Annotated in this window: 12 protein-coding genes; 3 read left to right on the top strand and 9 right to left on the bottom strand. The window is 64.2% G+C overall.

Annotation, left to right across the window (positions count from 1 at the left end; translation table 11 throughout):
- Positions 1-72: 72 nt before the first annotated feature.
- Positions 73-1,047 carry a tRNA (adenosine(37)-N6)-dimethylallyltransferase MiaA gene (gene miaA, locus ACE3OO_RS13235; protein ID WP_374303626.1) on the bottom strand — a complete coding sequence of 325 codons (975 nt, stop codon included), beginning with the start codon at positions 1,045-1,047 and terminating at the stop codon, positions 73-75.
- A 73-nt stretch (positions 1,048-1,120) separates the two neighbouring features.
- Between miaA and serB the strand changes: the two genes are divergently transcribed.
- A complete protein-coding gene (gene serB / locus ACE3OO_RS13230) occupies positions 1,121-2,017 on the top strand; it encodes a phosphoserine phosphatase SerB (RefSeq protein WP_374303624.1) in 897 nt (298 codons plus the stop codon).
- A 116-nt stretch (positions 2,018-2,133) separates the two neighbouring features.
- On the opposite strand, the gene ACE3OO_RS13225 is transcribed toward serB, so the two are convergent.
- A complete protein-coding gene (locus ACE3OO_RS13225) occupies positions 2,134-2,916 on the bottom strand; it encodes a 3-hydroxybutyrate dehydrogenase (RefSeq protein WP_374303622.1) in 783 nt (260 codons plus the stop codon).
- A gap of 178 nt (positions 2,917-3,094) precedes the next feature.
- On the opposite strand from ACE3OO_RS13225, the gene ACE3OO_RS13220 reads away from it, so the two are divergent.
- On the top strand, positions 3,095-3,721 hold the full coding sequence (locus ACE3OO_RS13220) for an ATP-dependent Clp protease proteolytic subunit (RefSeq protein WP_374303620.1): 627 nt from the start codon (positions 3,095-3,097) through the stop codon (positions 3,719-3,721).
- A 69-nt stretch (positions 3,722-3,790) separates the two neighbouring features.
- On the opposite strand, the gene ACE3OO_RS13215 is transcribed toward ACE3OO_RS13220, so the two are convergent.
- The 3 genes from ACE3OO_RS13215 to hflK are packed head-to-tail and all read right to left on the bottom strand — an operon-like array spanning position 3,791 to position 7,398.
- On the bottom strand, positions 3,791-5,308 hold the full coding sequence (locus ACE3OO_RS13215) for a DegQ family serine endoprotease (protein WP_374303618.1): 1,518 nt from the start codon (positions 5,306-5,308) through the stop codon (positions 3,791-3,793).
- Positions 5,309-5,351: 43 nt separating this feature from the next.
- On the bottom strand, positions 5,352-6,239 hold the full coding sequence (gene hflC / locus ACE3OO_RS13210; protein WP_374303616.1) for a protease modulator HflC: 888 nt from the start codon (positions 6,237-6,239) through the stop codon (positions 5,352-5,354).
- Positions 6,240-6,252: 13 nt separating this feature from the next.
- Entirely contained in the window at positions 6,253-7,398 is a 1,146-nt protein-coding gene (gene hflK / locus ACE3OO_RS13205; RefSeq protein ID WP_374303614.1) for an FtsH protease activity modulator HflK, read from the bottom strand.
- Positions 7,399-7,626: 228 nt separating this feature from the next.
- Here hflK and apbC point away from each other — a divergent pair, with 228 nt between their 5' ends.
- Positions 7,627-8,796 (top strand): iron-sulfur cluster carrier protein ApbC, encoded by a 1,170-nt coding sequence (gene apbC, locus ACE3OO_RS13200; RefSeq protein WP_374303612.1) that lies wholly within the window; start codon positions 7,627-7,629, stop codon positions 8,794-8,796.
- A 74-nt stretch (positions 8,797-8,870) separates the two neighbouring features.
- On the opposite strand, the gene ppdK is transcribed toward apbC, so the two are convergent.
- The 4 genes from ppdK to ACE3OO_RS13180 form a co-directional block, all read right to left on the bottom strand.
- Positions 8,871-11,495, bottom strand: a complete 2,625-nt coding sequence (gene ppdK / locus ACE3OO_RS13195) for a pyruvate, phosphate dikinase (protein ID WP_374304695.1) — start codon at positions 11,493-11,495, stop codon at positions 8,871-8,873.
- 250 nt (positions 11,496-11,745) lie between these two features.
- Positions 11,746-13,812 carry a glycine--tRNA ligase subunit beta gene (gene glyS / locus ACE3OO_RS13190; protein WP_374304694.1) on the bottom strand — a complete coding sequence of 689 codons (2,067 nt, stop codon included), beginning with the start codon at positions 13,810-13,812 and terminating at the stop codon, positions 11,746-11,748.
- A 4-nt stretch (positions 13,813-13,816) separates the two neighbouring features.
- Entirely contained in the window at positions 13,817-14,695 is an 879-nt protein-coding gene (locus ACE3OO_RS13185) for a glycine--tRNA ligase subunit alpha (protein WP_374304693.1), read from the bottom strand.
- Positions 14,696-15,182: 487 nt separating this feature from the next.
- Positions 15,183-15,929, bottom strand: a complete 747-nt coding sequence (locus tag ACE3OO_RS13180; protein WP_374303610.1) for a tRNA1(Val) (adenine(37)-N6)-methyltransferase — start codon at positions 15,927-15,929, stop codon at positions 15,183-15,185.
- Between the last annotated feature and the right edge of the window lie 7 nt (positions 15,930-15,936).

Genomic DNA, 15,936 nt, shown 5'->3' with positions numbered 1-15,936 from the left:
CCTGAAAACCTGCTGCGGGAGACGAAAATCGGCCGGAACATAGGCGCTCCGGCCGTTTAAAAGCGCGCCAACCTAAACGGCCCCTCCGCGCACGGTCAATAGGTATTCCACAATGTTTGGAAAGATTTCTGCCTCTGGGTTGAAATTTTCTTGCCCGGAAACATCATTTTCCACAACCCGGTCGGCTGGGAACTGATGCCGGAACCAGGTGGTCTGCCGCTTGGCGTAATGGCGGGTGTTGAGCTGGCCGATCCGGATCGCCTCGTCGAGACTGATTTTTCCCTCAAGATATTGAATCAACTCAGGTAATCCATGGGCCTTGCGGATCGGGGCATCGGCCGGCACGTCACTGCGGCCCCGGAAGGCCTGCGCCTCGTCCAGTGCGCCGGCCTTGATCATCGCCTCAAAGCGCCGGTCGATCCGGGCATAGAGCGCCGCCCGGGGTGGCCGCAGCAGCAGGCGATAGACCGGATTGGGCAAAGGCGGCGCCGCCGAACCGGCCTGCCATTCGGCAAGGGAGCGTCCGGTGCCGATCCTCACCTCGTAGGCCCGCACCAGCCGCTGACTGTCGCCGGGCTTCAGCCGGCCGGCCATGGCCGGATCGATGGCGGCCAGCGCGGCATGCAGGCCGGCGGGGCCATCCCGCTCAAGCCGCTGCCGCGCTTCGTTGCGCGCTTCCTCCGGGATCGGCGGCAGGTCGACCAGCCCTTCGGTCAGCGCCTTCAGATACAATCCCGTGCCACCCAGCAGGATGGGCAGCCGGCCAGCGCTGATCGCTTCTCCAATGGCATCCAGCGCCATCTCACGCCACAGGGCCGCCGTGCCGTGCACCGCACCATCCAGCACGCCATAGAGCCGGTGCGGCACCCGGGCCATTTCCTCGTCGGTCGGCCGGGCGGTGAGGATGCGCAGGTCGCGGTAGACCTGCATGCTGTCGGCATTGATCACCGTGCCGCCGATTTTCTCGGCCAGGCTGAGGCCAAGCGCCGACTTGCCGCTGGCGGTGGGGCCGGCGAGCAGGATGACGGGGGGGTGACGGGTATCCATGACGGGCGGGATGGCGGGCGGATGACATGAAGGGCGGGTTGCGCCGCCCCTTCTACAGCCCTAGAACAGGCGGATGCAAAACATTCTCACCCTGATCACCGCGCCCCACAATGCCGTGCTGACGCCCCGGGTGGCGAATGCCGTGCGCGACGCCCTCGCCCTGGCCCGCGGCAAGGTCGGTCCCGCCGACTGGCTGGAACCCGGCATCGCCTGCGACATCCCCTTCGACAACGTGGCGCCCGACGAGGCCGCCAGGGCCGCCCGCACCGCGCTGCGCGCCACGCCGGTGGACGTGCTGGTGATGCGCCCGGAGAATCGGCGCAAAAAGGCGCTGGTGGCCGATATGGAGTCGACCATCATCCGCAACGAGATGCTGGACGAGATCGCCTTCCTCGCCGATATCGGCGATCGCGTGGCCGAGATCACCCGCCGCGCCATGAATGGCGAACTCGATTTCTACGAAGCGATCCGTGAGCGCGTGGGCCTTTTGCGCGGCCAGCCGGCCAGCCTGCTCGACAAGGCCGCCGAGCGCATCAAGCTGATGCCCGGCGCCGCCGCGCTGGTCGCCACGCTGAAGCAGAATGGCGTGCATTGCGCGCTGGTCTCGGGCGGCTTCGACTACTACACGCAGCCGATTGCGCAGCAGCTCGGCTTCGACGAACAGCAGGCCAACCACCTGATCCTGGAAAACGACGCCATCGCCGGCATCCGTGAGCCGATCCTCGGCCGCGAGGCCAAGCTGGAGGCCCTGCAGCGCGTGGCGCGCGAGAAAGGCATCGGCACGGAAGACTGCATTGCGGTGGGCGACGGCGCCAACGACCTCGCGATGCTGGGCGCGGCGGGCCTGGGCATTGCCTTCCATGCCAAGCCGAAGGTGCAGGAAGCAGCCCGCTTCAACATCCGCCACGGCGATCTCACCGCGCTGCTCTATGCGCAGGGCTACCGCCGCGACGAGATTTTCGGGCGGTGACGCAAGACGTGGATGGCCGGGACAAGCCCGGCCATGACGATTTATTAGGAACGAGCTTTTAGATAAAAACCGTCATGCTCGGGCTTGGCCCGAGCATCCACGAGCTCATTTTTCGCTTACCGCGCCGTCCAGCCGCCATCGATGGCAATCGCCGTGCCGGTGATGGATTTCGCCATCTCGCCGCACAGGAACAGGGCCAGCGCCGCCACTTCCTCGATCTCGATGAAGCGCTTGTTCGGCTGCGAGGCCAGGATCACCTCGCGCACCACGCGGTCGCGCGGCATGTTGTGCACCTTGGCCTGATCCTCGATCTGGCCTTCCACCAGCGGCGTGCGCACATAGCCCGGGCAGATCGCGTTCACCGTGATGTTGGTCTCGGCCACTTCCAGCGCGACCGACTTGGTGAAGCCGATCTGGCCGTGTTTGGCCGACACATAGGCCGACTTGAACGGCGAGGCGACCAGGCCATGGGCCGAGACCAGGTTGATCACCCGGCCCCAGTTCTTCTGCTTCATGCCCGGCAGGGCCGCCTTGGTCGCGTGAAAGGTGGAATTCAGGATGATGTTCTGGATCGCATGCCACTTGGCCTCGGGGAATTCGTCCACCGCCGAGACGAACTGGATGCCGGCATTGTTGACCAGGATGTCGACGCCGCCAAAGGCATCCTCGGCCTTTTTCACATGGGCGGCGACGGCGGCGCCGTCGGACATGTCGGCGCCGTCATAGAGCACCTTCACGCCGGTTTCCGCGGCCAGACCGGCGCGGATCTTCTCGATGGCGGCCGCGTCGCCAAAGCCGTTCAGCATCACGTTGACGCCCTGCCCGGCCAGCGCCCGGGCGATCCCGAGGCCGATGCCGCTGGTGGAACCGGTGACGACGGCGGACTTGCCTTTCAGCATGACGCGACCTTTCTTTAAGGGAGGCGGAAAACCGGCCGGAGCGTAGCGGAAAAGGCCGGGTCCTGCCTAGCGCCCGGCGAGCATCTCGCGCCACCGCCGGCCCCTGAGCCTTGCACCCCCTCCCACCCCGTGGGAAAAATGAGATCACGAGTCGAAAGCCTGTAAGGAACCTTCTGGCATGCTGAATCGCATCACCCACCTGGACGACGAGCCCGACCAGCCGGAAAAGAACGGCGACGCCGAGGCCAAGGCGAAGGACAAGTCGCCCGGCATCGAGGAGCGGCTGTTCAAGGCCCGCACCATCCTGATCTATGGCGGCATCGACCAGAAAATCGCCAAGGAAGTCTCGGCCCGCCTGCTGGCCCTGCAGGCCGCCGGCGACGAGCCGATCACCATCTTCATCAACAGCCAGGGCGGCCACGTCGAATCCGGCGACACGATCTATGACATGATCAAGTTCGTGAAGCCCGAGGTGCGCGTGGTAGGCACGGGCTGGGTCGCCTCGGCCGGCGCGCTAATCTATGCCGCGGCCAAGAAGGAAAACCGCTTCTCGCTGCCCAATACCCGCTTCCTGCTGCACCAGCCGTCGGGCGGCGCCGGCGGCACGGCATCGGACGTGGCGATCCAGGCCAAGGAAATCATCCGCATGCGCAAGCGGCTGAACGAGATCTTTTCCCGCGAGACCGGCCAGCCGATCGAGCGGATCGAGAAGGATACCGACCGCGATTACTGGATGAGCGCGGAGCAGGCCGTGGAATACGGCCTGGTTGGCAAGATCGTGCAGAACGCGGCCGAGATCGGCTGAACGCCTCATAGACTGAAATGAAAAAGGCCGGCTGAGAAGCCGGCCTTTTCTTTTGGCTGCGATACCCTTTTACGACTTCAAGGGCACCGGCACGAAGCGCGGCTCGCCGCCGCGCTGGATCTGCAGCAAGGCCACCTTGCGCTTGGCATCCTTCAGGGCCTTGAGCATTTCGACGGCATCGTCAGGATTGCGCACTTCCGACTGCGCCATCTCGATGATCACATCGCCCACGCGCACATCGCGCTTGGCGGCCGGACCTTCCGGGTCGACGTCGGTGACCACCACGCCCTTCACATCGTCCTTGATGTCGTGCTTCTGGCGCAGTTCCTTGGTCAGCGGCGCGACGCGCACGCCCAGATCGGCCAGTTCGGTTTCGTTGCGGCCGGGCTTGGCGCGGTTGGCATCGGCCTTCTGGCTGTTTTCGGCCTTGGCCGAAGCCATGGCGGCTTCCAGTTCGCCCAGCGTGGCCTTCACGGTCTGCTTCTTGCCCTTGCGCATGATGTCGACATTGACCGTCTTGCCGACCGGTGTTTCCGCCACGCTGCGGGTCAGCGCGTTGGTGGTGCCAATCGCCTTGCCGTCGAAGCTGACGATCACGTCGCCGGAATCGATGCCGGCCTTCTGCGCCGGGCCGCCGGGCACAACCTTGGCCACCAGCGCGCCGCGCGCCTGCTGCAGGCCCAGCGCCTCGACCATCTCGTCGGTCACCGACTGGATCTGCACGCCGAGCCAGCCGCGCTTGGTGCGGCCAAACTCGATCAGCTGCTGCACGACCGGTTTGGCCAGATTGGCCGGCACGGCGAAACCGATGCCGATCGAGCCGCCGGTCTGCGAGAAAATCGCGGTGTTGATGCCGATCACATTGCCGTTCTTGTCGAACAGCGGACCGCCGGAATTGCCCTTGTTGATCGAGGCATCGGTCTGCAGGAAGTCGTCGTAGCGGCCGGCATTGATGTCGCGGCCGCGCGCCGAGACGATGCCGGCGGTGACGGTGCCGCCCAGGCCGAAGGGGTTGCCGATCGCCAGCGTCCATTCGCCGACGCGGATCTTATCGGAATCGCCCCATTGCACCGCGCTGAGCTGGCGGCCGTTCTTCATCTCGATCTTCAATACGGCGATGTCGACCTCGGGATCGCGGCCCACCACCTTGGCTTCCAGCTCGGTGTTGTCGTGCAGGATGACGCGAACCTGGTCGGCCTCGGCGATCACGTGATTGTTGGTCACCACGTAGCCGCGCGCATCGACGATGAAGCCCGAGCCCAGCGACGAGACCTGGCGCGGCGGACGATTGCCCTCGCCACGCTGCTGGCGGTCGAAGAATTCCTTGAAGAAATCCTCAAACGGCGAGCCCGGCGGGAATTGCGGCATGCCTTCGGGCAGGCCACCGCGATTCTGCACCGTCTGGGTGGTTGAGATATTCACCACCGACGGCAGCAGCCGCTCAGCCAGATCAGCGAAATCGCCCTCCGGCGGCCGTGCCTGCGCGGCAGCGGCCAGGCCGATGACGACGAACAACGCTGCCGCCAGCGCCGTGCCGGTACGGATCAGGCCGGCACGGACCAGGCGGGTATGCAACATGGCATTCATGACTTACCTCCACGCCGCACACTGGCGGCGATCGCAACAGGCTCTAGCGCTGGGGCCGGCGCGGCGCGCCGGTCGGGCTTTCGAAATAGCGGAAGAACTCGGAATCCGGCGACAGCACCATGGTGGTATCGCCTTGCTGCAGGGCCTTGGTATAGGCCTGCAGCGAACGGTAGAAACCATAGAACTCCGGATCCTTGTTCGCCGCCTCGGCAAAAATCTTGGTCCGCTCGGCGTCGCCTTCGCCACGCAGGATTTCCGAACGCCGACGCGCATCGGCCAGCAAGACGGTACGCTGGCGTTCGGCCTCGGCCCGGATCTTTTCCGCCAGCTCAAAACCGGTGGCACGCTGTTCGTTAGCCTCGCGCTGACGCTCGGTCTGCATGCGGCGGAAAATCGCCTGGCCGATCGTATCGGGGAAATCAGCCCGCTTGATGCGCACGTCGACCAGCTCGATACCCAGGCGACGGGAGTCTTCCTGTAGTGTCGTGGTCACCTGCTGCATCGCCGACGGACGGTCACCAGAGATGATCGTAGTGGCATCCAGCTTGCCGAAGGCGCCACGGAAGGCATTGGCCACGCTGGGCGCCAGGCGGCCGCGCAATCCAAGCTCGTTGCGAACGGTCTGATAGAACAGCAACGGATTGGTGATGCGATAGCGCACGAAGCTGTCCACCACCAGACGACGCTGGTCGGTGGTGAGGATTTCTTCCGGCTGGGCATCAAGGCCGAGGATGCGCTTGTCGAAATAGACCACGTCCTGGATCAGCGGAATCTTCACATTCAGGCCCGGCTCGGTGATGACCCGGCGCGGATCGCCGAACTGCACCACCAGAGCCTGCTGGGCCTGATGCACGGTGAAAAGCGACGCCTTGAGCAGGAAACCGGCGGCGACCACGACGATGGCGGCAACGGTGAGGAGCGTGCGGTTCATGATGGCATCCTCCTCAGCGCTGCTGTGACTGCTGCGGCTGCTTTTTCTGCAGCTCGGGCAAAGGCAGATACGGCAGCACGCCCTGGCCACTATGCCCGTCGATGATCACCTTATTGGTGCCACGCAGCAGCTGTTCCATGGTCTCTAGGTACATGCGCTTGGTGGTCACATCCTTGGCCAGGCGGTATTCGTTGTAGACTTGGGTGAAGCGGCTGGCATCACCCTGGGCATTGGCGATCACTTCCTGCTTGTAGGCTTCAGCCTGTTGCAACAGACGCTGCGCCTCGCCGCGGGCACGCGGGATGATGTCGTTGCGGTAGGCTTCCGCCTCGTTCTGGGCGCGCTCGCGGTCGGCCTGGGCCGCCTGCACGTCACGGAAGGCATCGATAACCGAAGCCGGGGGCTCGGTGCGCTGCAGGGCGACCTGGGTGATCACCACGCCGGCATTGTAGCCGTCAAGCACCGCCTGCATAACGCGACGGGTGTCGTCGGCGATCTTGGTGCGGCCCTCGGTCAGGATGAACTGGATGTTGTTCTTGCCGACCACTTCGCGGATGGCGCTTTCGGCCACCTGCTTGATGGTGCGGGAAGGATCCACCACGTTGAACAGATACTGGCCGGCATCCTTCACCTGCCACAGCACGGTAAAATCGATGTCGACGATATTCTCGTCGCCGGTCAGCATCAGGCTTTCTTCCGGCACGTCGCGCTGCTGCGCGCCGCGGGTGGGAGAATCGCCCAGGCTGCGGAAACCGATTTCCTCGCGGTTGACGGTGGTGACCTTGGGCGTCAGCACGCTGTCGACCGGCCAGGGCAGGCGGTAACGCAGGCCAGGTTCGGTGACGGAATGCACCTTGCCGAAGCGCAGCACCACGCCCTGCTCGTCGGTATCGACGCGGTAGAAGCCGGTGCCCAGCCAGATCGCCAGGGCGACCAGAATCAACAGCAGGATGCCACGACCGGAAACGTCGCCGCCGGGCATAAGATTACGGAACTTGTCCTGCCCCTTGCGGAGGATGTCTTCCAGGTTGGGCGGATTGGGGCCACCGAAGCCGCCACCACCGGGGCCTGACGGGCCGTTGCCACGTGGTCCCTGCCCCCAGGGCCCGCGACCACCGCCGCCGCCTTGCCATCCGCCACCTTGATTGCTCCAGGGCATCCTGTTGTCCTTCTGTGCCGGGCTGGTTGGTGCTGGATCACCCGTGATCCGCCATCCCCCTGCCCTGCCGGAATGGCTGTGCCACCCGGCCTTGTGCCTCAAACCTGTTTACCTTTTGGCCGGCGAATTGCCGTTGCCGCGCCATCGCGATATATCACCCGCACGGCACAATAGCCCTTTCGCCTGCCAACAGCCGACAATATTGGAACGTTTACAGGGATTTCAAGCATGACCGGGGTGACGGAAGCGCAGATCATGGACGCGCTGCGCGGTGTGGTAGACACCGATCATGGCAAGAATGTGGTCGAACTCGGCATGGTTGCCGGACTTGTCATCAAGGGTGGCAATATCGGCTTCGTGCTGGAGGTGGATCCCCGCATCGGTGCGGCGAAGGAGCCTTTGCGCAAGGCCTGTGAGCAGGCGGTGGCGAAGCTGCCCGGCGTGACGTCGGCCACCGTGGTCCTCACCGCCGAACGCCAGGGTGCCAAGAACCAGCCGGCGACCGCCCCCCACAGTCATGCGCATGCGCACGATCATGGCCACAGCCATGCCCCCGCCCGGAAACCCGGCGCTGCCCCCGAAGTCGGCCCCCGACCGGCCATTCCCGGCATCAGGTCGATCATCGCTGTCGCCTCGGGCAAGGGTGGTGTCGGCAAATCCACCACCGCCGTCAATCTGGCCCTGGCGCTGGCACAGGGCGGCAAGAAAGTTGGCCTGCTGGATGCCGATATCTACGGCCCGTCGCTGCCGCGCATGATGGGCATTACCGGCAAGCCGCATTCCCCGGACGGCAAACGGCTGCACCCCCTGCAGGGTTGGGGTATTCCCTGCATGTCGATGGGCTTCCTGGTACCGGAAGACACGCCGATGATCTGGCGCGGCCCGATGGTGATGAGCGCGCTGGAACAGATGCTGCGCGACGTGGCCTGGGGCGAACTCGATGTGCTGGTGGTCGACATGCCACCCGGCACCGGCGACGCACAGCTCACGATGGCCCAGCGCGTGCCCCTGGCCGGGGCGGTGATCGTCTCCACTCCACAGGACATCGCTCTGCTGGATGCGCGCAAGGGCCTGAACATGTTCCGCCGCGTCGACGTGCCGGTCCTCGGCATCGTCGAAAACATGAGCTATTTCTGCTGCCCCAATTGCGGCCACCGCAGTGAAATCTTCGCCCATGGCGGCGCGCGCAGGACGGCCGAGGAACTGGGCTGCGACTTCCTGGGCGAATTGCCGCTCAACATCGCGATCCGCGAAACCTCAGATGGCGGCGCGCCGATCGTGGCCTCCCAGCCCGACAGCGAGGAGGCCAAAGCCTACCGCGCTATTGCCGCAAAGGTGGCCGAAAAGCTGGATCGCGAGGCCGGCGCCAGCCGCATGCCGAAGATCACGATCGAGTAAGGCTCGGCACCCACAAACAATAAAAAAGGCCGGGCATAATGCCCGGCCTTTTTTGTTTTCTCGGATCGCTGGGATCAGGCTTCGCTGGCCTTTTCCTCGCTGATCGCGGCCTGGGCAGCGGCCAGGCGGGCGATCGGCACGCGATAAGGCGAGCAGGACACATAATCCAGGCCGGCCTTGTGGCAGAAGCGCACCGACGACGGGTCGCCGCCATGCTCGCCACAGATGCCAAGCTTGATATCCTTGCGGGTGCCGCGACCGCGCTGAGCCGCGATCTGCACCAGTTCGCCAACGCCTGACTGGTCGATGCTGACAAACGGATCGCGTTCGAAGATGCCGGCCTTCAGGTAGTCTTCCATGAACAGCGCCGAGTCATCGCGGCTGATGCCGAGCGTGGTCTGGGTCAGGTCGTTGGTGCCGAAGGAGAAGAACTCGGCGGTTTCGGCGATCTCGGCAGCACGCAGGGCGGCACGCGGCAGCTCGATCATGGTACCGACCAGATACTTCACCTTCTTGCCCTGCTCCTTGAACACGGCGGCGGCAACGGCATCGACACGGCCTTTCAGGATGTCGATCTCGGCCTTGGTGGCAACCAGCGGGATCATCACTTCCGGCTCGACCGGCTTGCCGCCAGCCTTGGAGACCTGCACCGCCGCCTCGAAAATGGCACGGGCCTGCATCTCGTAGATTTCCGGATAGCTGATACCGAGGCGGCAGCCGCGATGGCCGAGCATCGGGTTGGTCTCCTCCAGCGCCTTCTTGCGCTCCTTCAGCGCAGCCACGCTCAACCCCGTACCCTTGGCGACGGCGTCGAAATCAGCCTCGGTCTTGGGCAGGAATTCATGCAGCGGCGGATCGAGCAGGCGGATCGTGACCGGCCGGCCGGCCATGATCTTGAAGAGCTGCACGAAATCCTCGCGCTGCATCGGCAGGATCTTGGCAAGCGCCTTCTTCCGGCCCTCGACATTGTCCGAGAGGATCATCTCGCGCACGGCCGTGATGCGGTCGGCATCGAAGAACATGTGCTCGGTGCGGCACAGGCCGATGCCTTCGCAGCCGAAGCGCACCGCCGTCTCGGCGTCGGCTGGCGTCTCGGCATTGGTGCGGACTTTAAGCTTGCGCAGCTTGTCGGCCCAGGCCATCAGCTGGCCAAAATCACCCGACAATTGCGGTTCGATCATCGGCATCAGGCCCAGGATCACCTCACCGGTGGAGCCGTCGATGGTGATCACGTCACCCTTGTTGACGACCAGATCGCCGATGGTCATGCGGCCCGCATTGTAATCGATGCGCAGGCTGCCCGCGCCCGAGACGCAGGGCCGGCCCATGCCACGCGCCACCACGGCAGCGTGGCTGGTGGTGCCGCCACGCGCGGTGAGAATGCCCTTGGCGGCATGCATGCCGTGAATGTCTTCGGGCGAGGTTTCGACGCGGCAGAGAATGACGGCTTCGCCCTTATGGGCCATGGCCTCGGCTTCGTCAGCCAGGAAGACCACTTTGCCCGAAGCGGCGCCCGGCGAAGCGGCCAGACCCTTGGCAATCACCTTGCGTTCGGCCTTCGGGTCCGGCGTCGGATGCAGCAACTGGTCCAGCGAGGCGGGATCGATACGGTCAACCGCCTCAGCCTGGCCGATCAGCTTTTCCTTCACCATGTCGACGGCGATCTTGATCGCGGCCTTGGCGGTGCGCTTACCCGAACGGGTCTGCAACATCCACAGCTTGCCCTGCTGGACGGTGAACTCGATGTCCTGCATGTCGCGGTAATGTTTTTCCAGCTTCTGGAACACCGCGACCAGCTGCTTGAACGTGGCCGGCATCGATTCTTCCATTGACGGCAGGTCATTGCCGACAGCCAGGCGAGCCGACTTGGTGAGCTGCTGCGGCGTACGGATACCGGCGACGACATCCTCGCCCTGGGCATTGATCAGATATTCACCGTAATAGGTTTTCTCGCCCGTCGAAGGGTCGCGGGTGAAGGCAACGCCGGTGCAGGAGGTTTCGCCCATATTGCCGAACACCATGGCCTGCACGTTCACGGCCGTACCCCAGGATTCCGGGATGTGGTGCAGGTTGCGATAGGTGATGGCGCGCTGGTTCATCCAGCTGGAAAACACGGCGCCGATGGCACCCCACAACTGGTCACGCACATCCTGCGGAAAGGGCCGGCCCAGTTCCTGCTCCACCTTCTTCTTGTAGGCGGCGACGAGCTGCTTCCAGTCGGCGGCCTTCAGCTCGGTATCGAGCACCAGACCGTATTCCTCCTTATGCGTTTCGAGGATTTCCTCGAAATGCTCATGGCCGACGCCGAGCACCACATCGGAATACATCTGGATGAAGCGGCGATAGCTGTCCCAGGCAAAACGTTCGTTGCCCGACTGCTTGGCCAGCGCCTCGACCGTGATGTCGTTGAGGCCGAGATTCAACACGGTATCCATCATACCCGGCATCGAGGCGCGTGCGCCCGAACGCACAGAGACCAGCAGCGGCATCTTGGCATCGCCGAACTTGGCGCCGACCAGTTTCTCAACCCGGCTGAGCGCAGCATCAACCTGGCCAGTCAGTTCCTTGGGATACTTGTGGCCGCCCTTGTAATAAGCGGTGCAGACTTCGGTGGTGATGGTGAAGCCCGGCGGCACCGGCAGACCGAGATTGGACATCTCGGCCAGGTTAGCACCCTTGCCGCCCAGCAATTCGCGCATGTTGGCGCGGCCTTCGGCCTTGCCGTCGCCGAAGCTGTAGACCCACTTGCCCTTTACGGCAGCCGGCGCCTTCGGCGCAGTCTTGCGGACCGGGGCATTCCTCTTCGCTGCCGGTTTTTTGGCAGCTTTCTTCGCGACCGGCTTTTTCGCGGCGCTCTTGGCCTTCACGGCCTTGCGTGCAGCTGCGGCCTTTGGTTTGGCCTTGAGCTTGGTCTTGGCTTTCTTCTGCTTCGGCTTGGCCATAGCTCTGTCACCCCTCGATCTGGGAAAAGTCGGCGATACGATCCATGCTTCCGACCGCGGCCGAAAGCAAACTCAGGCGATTGCGCCGCACCGCGGCATCATCGCTATTCACGGTTACCTTGTCGAAGAACACGTCCACCGGCTGACGCAACCGCGCCAGTGTGGCGAGATAATGGCGGAATTCCGCTTCGTCCTCGGTTTTCCCTGCGGCGCGATCCAGCTCGGCCAGAGCGGCAACCAGCGCCAGCTCTTCGTCCTGGGCGATCAGCCTGCTTTCCACGGCACCAAGTTTCAGCTCGGGCGTTTTCTTCAATTCGGCCCGCACAATGTTGTTGGCGCGGCGATAGGCCGTGAGCAGGTTGCCGCCATCGGCCTCGCTCAGGAAACCGCGCAGCGCATCCACCTTGGCCAGCACGCGCACCAGATCGTCGTCACCGCCCTTGGCAAACACGGCCGCAATCAGATCATGGCGCACACCCTGCTCGCGCAGATGCACCTTCAGGCGATCGACGAAGAACTGCATCAGTTCCTCGACCACATTGCGCGACCCGTCTGCCTGTACGATCTGCAGCGACAGCGCCGAGCGGAACAGCGGCCGCAACGGCAGGATCAACCTGTTTTCCAGTATCAGCCGGATCACGCCCAGCGCGGCACGACGCAGTGCGAAAGGATCCTTCGAGCCGGTCGGCTTTTCGTCGATGGCAAAGAAACCAGCCAGAATGTCGATCTTGTCGGCCAGCGCGACGGAAGCGGCGACCAGATCGGTCGGGCAGCGGTCATTCGGACCCTGCGGCGAATAATGCTGGGCAATCGCCTCGGTCACCACAGGATCTTCGCCATCATGCAGGGCGTAATAACGGCCCATGATGCCCTGCAGCTCGGGGAATTCGCCGACCAAACCGGTGACCAGATCGGCCTTGGCCAGTTTGGCGGCGCGGCGCGCCTGCTTGGCATCGGCATGCAGGGCGGCAGCGATCTCGTAAGCCAGGCGCTCCACGCGTTCGACCTTCTGCGCCACGGTGCCCAGCCTGGCGTGGAACACGATGTCCTTCAGTGCAGGCAGGCGGCTTTCCAATGTCTGCTTGCGATCCTGATCCCAGAAGAACTTGGCATCCGACAGACGCGCGGCCAGCACGCGTTCATTGCCGGCGATCACCTGTTTGCCACCATCATCGGTCAACGTATTGGCGACAATAACGAAACGTGGCGCCAACTGGCCGTCTCTGGTATTCAGCGCGAAATACTTCTGGTGCGCGCGCATGGTGGTGGTCAGCACCTCGCGCGGCACATCCATGAACTGCTGCGGAATACGGCCCAGCAGCACCACCGGCTGCTCGACCAGCCCGGTCACCTCATCGGCCAGCCCGGCATCCTCGACCAGAACCAGCCCCTCATTGGCGGCGGCAAAGCCCGCATCCTTCAACACGGCGGCACGGCGGGCGGCGAAATCAGGTTCGACATAGGCGGCGCGCAGGCGGCGCAGATAATCGGCGGCATCACGGACAGCAAAACGTTCCGGCGCCTGGAAGCGATGGCCTGCCGTGCTGTCGCCGGCGGTAAGATGCCCGAACTTGAACGGCACCACTTCACCTTCGAACAGGCAGATGATCGAATGCAGCGGCCGCACCCAACGCAGGCTGTGATCACCCCAGCGCATCGATTTCGGCCAGGGCAACTGCGCCAGGGCGTCAGGCAGGATGCGGAGCAACGCTTCCGTGGTGGCCTCGCCCGGCTTCTCGATCACAGCGAACCAGAATTCGCCTTTGCCGGTGTCGCGCTTTTCGCACTGATCCAGCGAGGCGAGGCCGGCGCCGCGCAGGAAGCCCTGCACGGCAGCATCGGGAGAACCGACGCGCGGCCCCTTCTTTTCCTCGCGCACGTCCGCCTGCATGCGCGGCAACCCCTTTACCACCAGCGCCAAGCGGCGCGGCGTGACATAGGACGCGATGCTTTCAACATTCAGCGCGGCTTTCTTCAGGCCATCACCCACCAGGCGCGCCAGATCCTCGGCGGCGCGCTGCTGCATGCGCGCGGGAATTTCTTCCGAATGCAGTTCGAGCAGTAGTTCGCCCAGCATCTCAGGCGCCCTCGACCACATTGTGACCACGCGACCTCAGCCATTGGGCGCAGCAGGCTTTGGCCAGCGCGCGCACACGGCCGATATAGGCGGCGCGTTCGGTAACGCTGATCACGCCGCGCGCATCCAGCAGATTGAAGGTGTGGCTGGCCTTCATGCACTGGTCATAAGCCGGCAGGGCCAGACCTTGCGCGATCAGGGCGTGGCATTCCTTCTCGACATCGACAAAGCGACGAAACAATTGTTCGGTATCGGCGTGCTCGAAATTATACGCCGAGAATTCGCGTTCGGCCTGGTGGAACACCTCGCCGTATTTCACGCCGCGGCCATTGAAATCCAGATCGTAGACGTTGTCCTTGCCCTGCACATACATAGCCAGGCGTTCCAGGCCATAGGTGATCTCGGCCGCGACGGGGTCGCAGTCGAAACCGCCGACCTGCTGGAAATAGGTGAACTGCGTCACTTCCATGCCATCGCACCAGACTTCCCAGCCGAGGCCCCAGGCCCCCAGCGTCGGGCTTTCCCAGTCGTCCTCGACGAAGCGGATGTCGTGGTGGCCGGGATCGATGCCCAGCGCCTTCAGCGAACCGAGGTAAAGCTCCAGCACATTGGCCGGGCTCGGCTTCAGGATCACCTGAAACTGATAGTAATGCTGCAGCCGGTTGGGGTTGTCGCCATAGCGGCCATCCTTGGGCCGGCGCGACGGCTGCACATAGGCGGCATTCCAGGGCTCGGGGCCAAGTGCACGCAGGGTGGTGGCTGGATGGAAAGTGCCCGCCCCAACTTCCATGTCATAGGGTTGCAGCAGAAGGCAGCCCTGACGCGCCCAGTAGCTCTGCAGGGTGAGAATCAGGTCCTGGAACGACGAAGCCGCGGCGATTCCGGTGGGCGCCATCGCAGGATCCTTTGCGCTCTCGCCTTATGCGTTGGGGTGGTCGAAAAACGCGCGGACCTTAACCACCGTCCGCCATGGGGTCAAGCCATTGAGAGCCCGGACTTAAGGCCAAAAATGTCGCGGCAAATCCCTAGTTCTGGGCAGGCGGATAAGGGCAGTCGGCACGGCCGCAGGATTTCGCCGTTCCGGGAGCGACATAGGCACCACAAACCGGACAGGGAGCCAGGTCCTCGGCCTGGCCGGGCGGTGACTTCACCTGTGGCGGCGGGGCCGGCGGGGCGACCGGCGGTTTGGGTTTGTTGACGTAGCGAAAGCCATACCAAACGGCGGCAATCACCAGAATCAGCAGGAGAAATTTAAGCATCGGGGGCTGGGTACCGGGCTGGCCGGACGGCAGGCGCCGCCCAAGGCGAAATGGAACGAGTGGTTAATTATAGTGGGGTCTGCCGGCCAAAGCCGCAAGACCGACGAGTCAGGCCGGAAAGGCCGCTCCCTGACGCAACACGGCATCCACCGCCGGGAAATAGCTGCCATCGGGCTGATGCAACAGCAGGCCGGGATCCAATGTCAGTGGGGCCTTGCTGCCCTTGATGGCCCGCAGGATGACCCGCTTGGCCGGCTGGCCGGCCTTGGACCAGAGCGGAATCACCCGAATCGCACCGGCCTTGGGCGTCAGGGCCGCCAGCAGATCGGGCAGGCGGTCGGCTTTATGGATCAGGGTCAGCCCCCCGCCCGGCCTGGCATGGCGCAGCATGGCGGCGATCCAATGCGCCAGATCGGCCTCATCCGCTTCCGACCGGGCGGTAGCACGGCCGGCATGAGGCGAGGCGCGATGACGCTGACTGTCGAAATACGGCGGATTGGCGAAGACATGATCGTAACTGTTGGGCTGAATCCCGCTCACGCGCCGGCGGATATCCCCAGCCACCACGCGCAGGCGTCCCTCCAGTCCGTTGGCGGCGATGTTTCTGGCACAGAGCGCGACCAGATCGGACTGCAGTTCGATGCCGTCAATTTTGGCCTTCGGCACGCGCGCGGCCAGGCAGAGCATGCCTACCCCACTGCCGCTGCCCAGCTCGAGCACCTGCTGGCCGGTCCGGGCCGGCACGGCGGCGGCCAACATCACGGCATCGGCACTGGCGCGCTGGCCCTTGCGCGGCTGTTCCAGGTGGACCAGGCCGCCCAGCAGGGCATCGCGGGTGTGATCGGTTTCAATCATGTGATCT

The sequence above is a fragment of the Ferrovibrio sp. genome, from assembly GCF_041906005.1.
Classification (GTDB): Bacteria; Pseudomonadota; Alphaproteobacteria; order Ferrovibrionales; family Ferrovibrionaceae; genus Ferrovibrio.
Note: the sequence above shows the minus strand (reverse complement) of the source record. Positions and strands in the feature narration are given on the sequence as shown.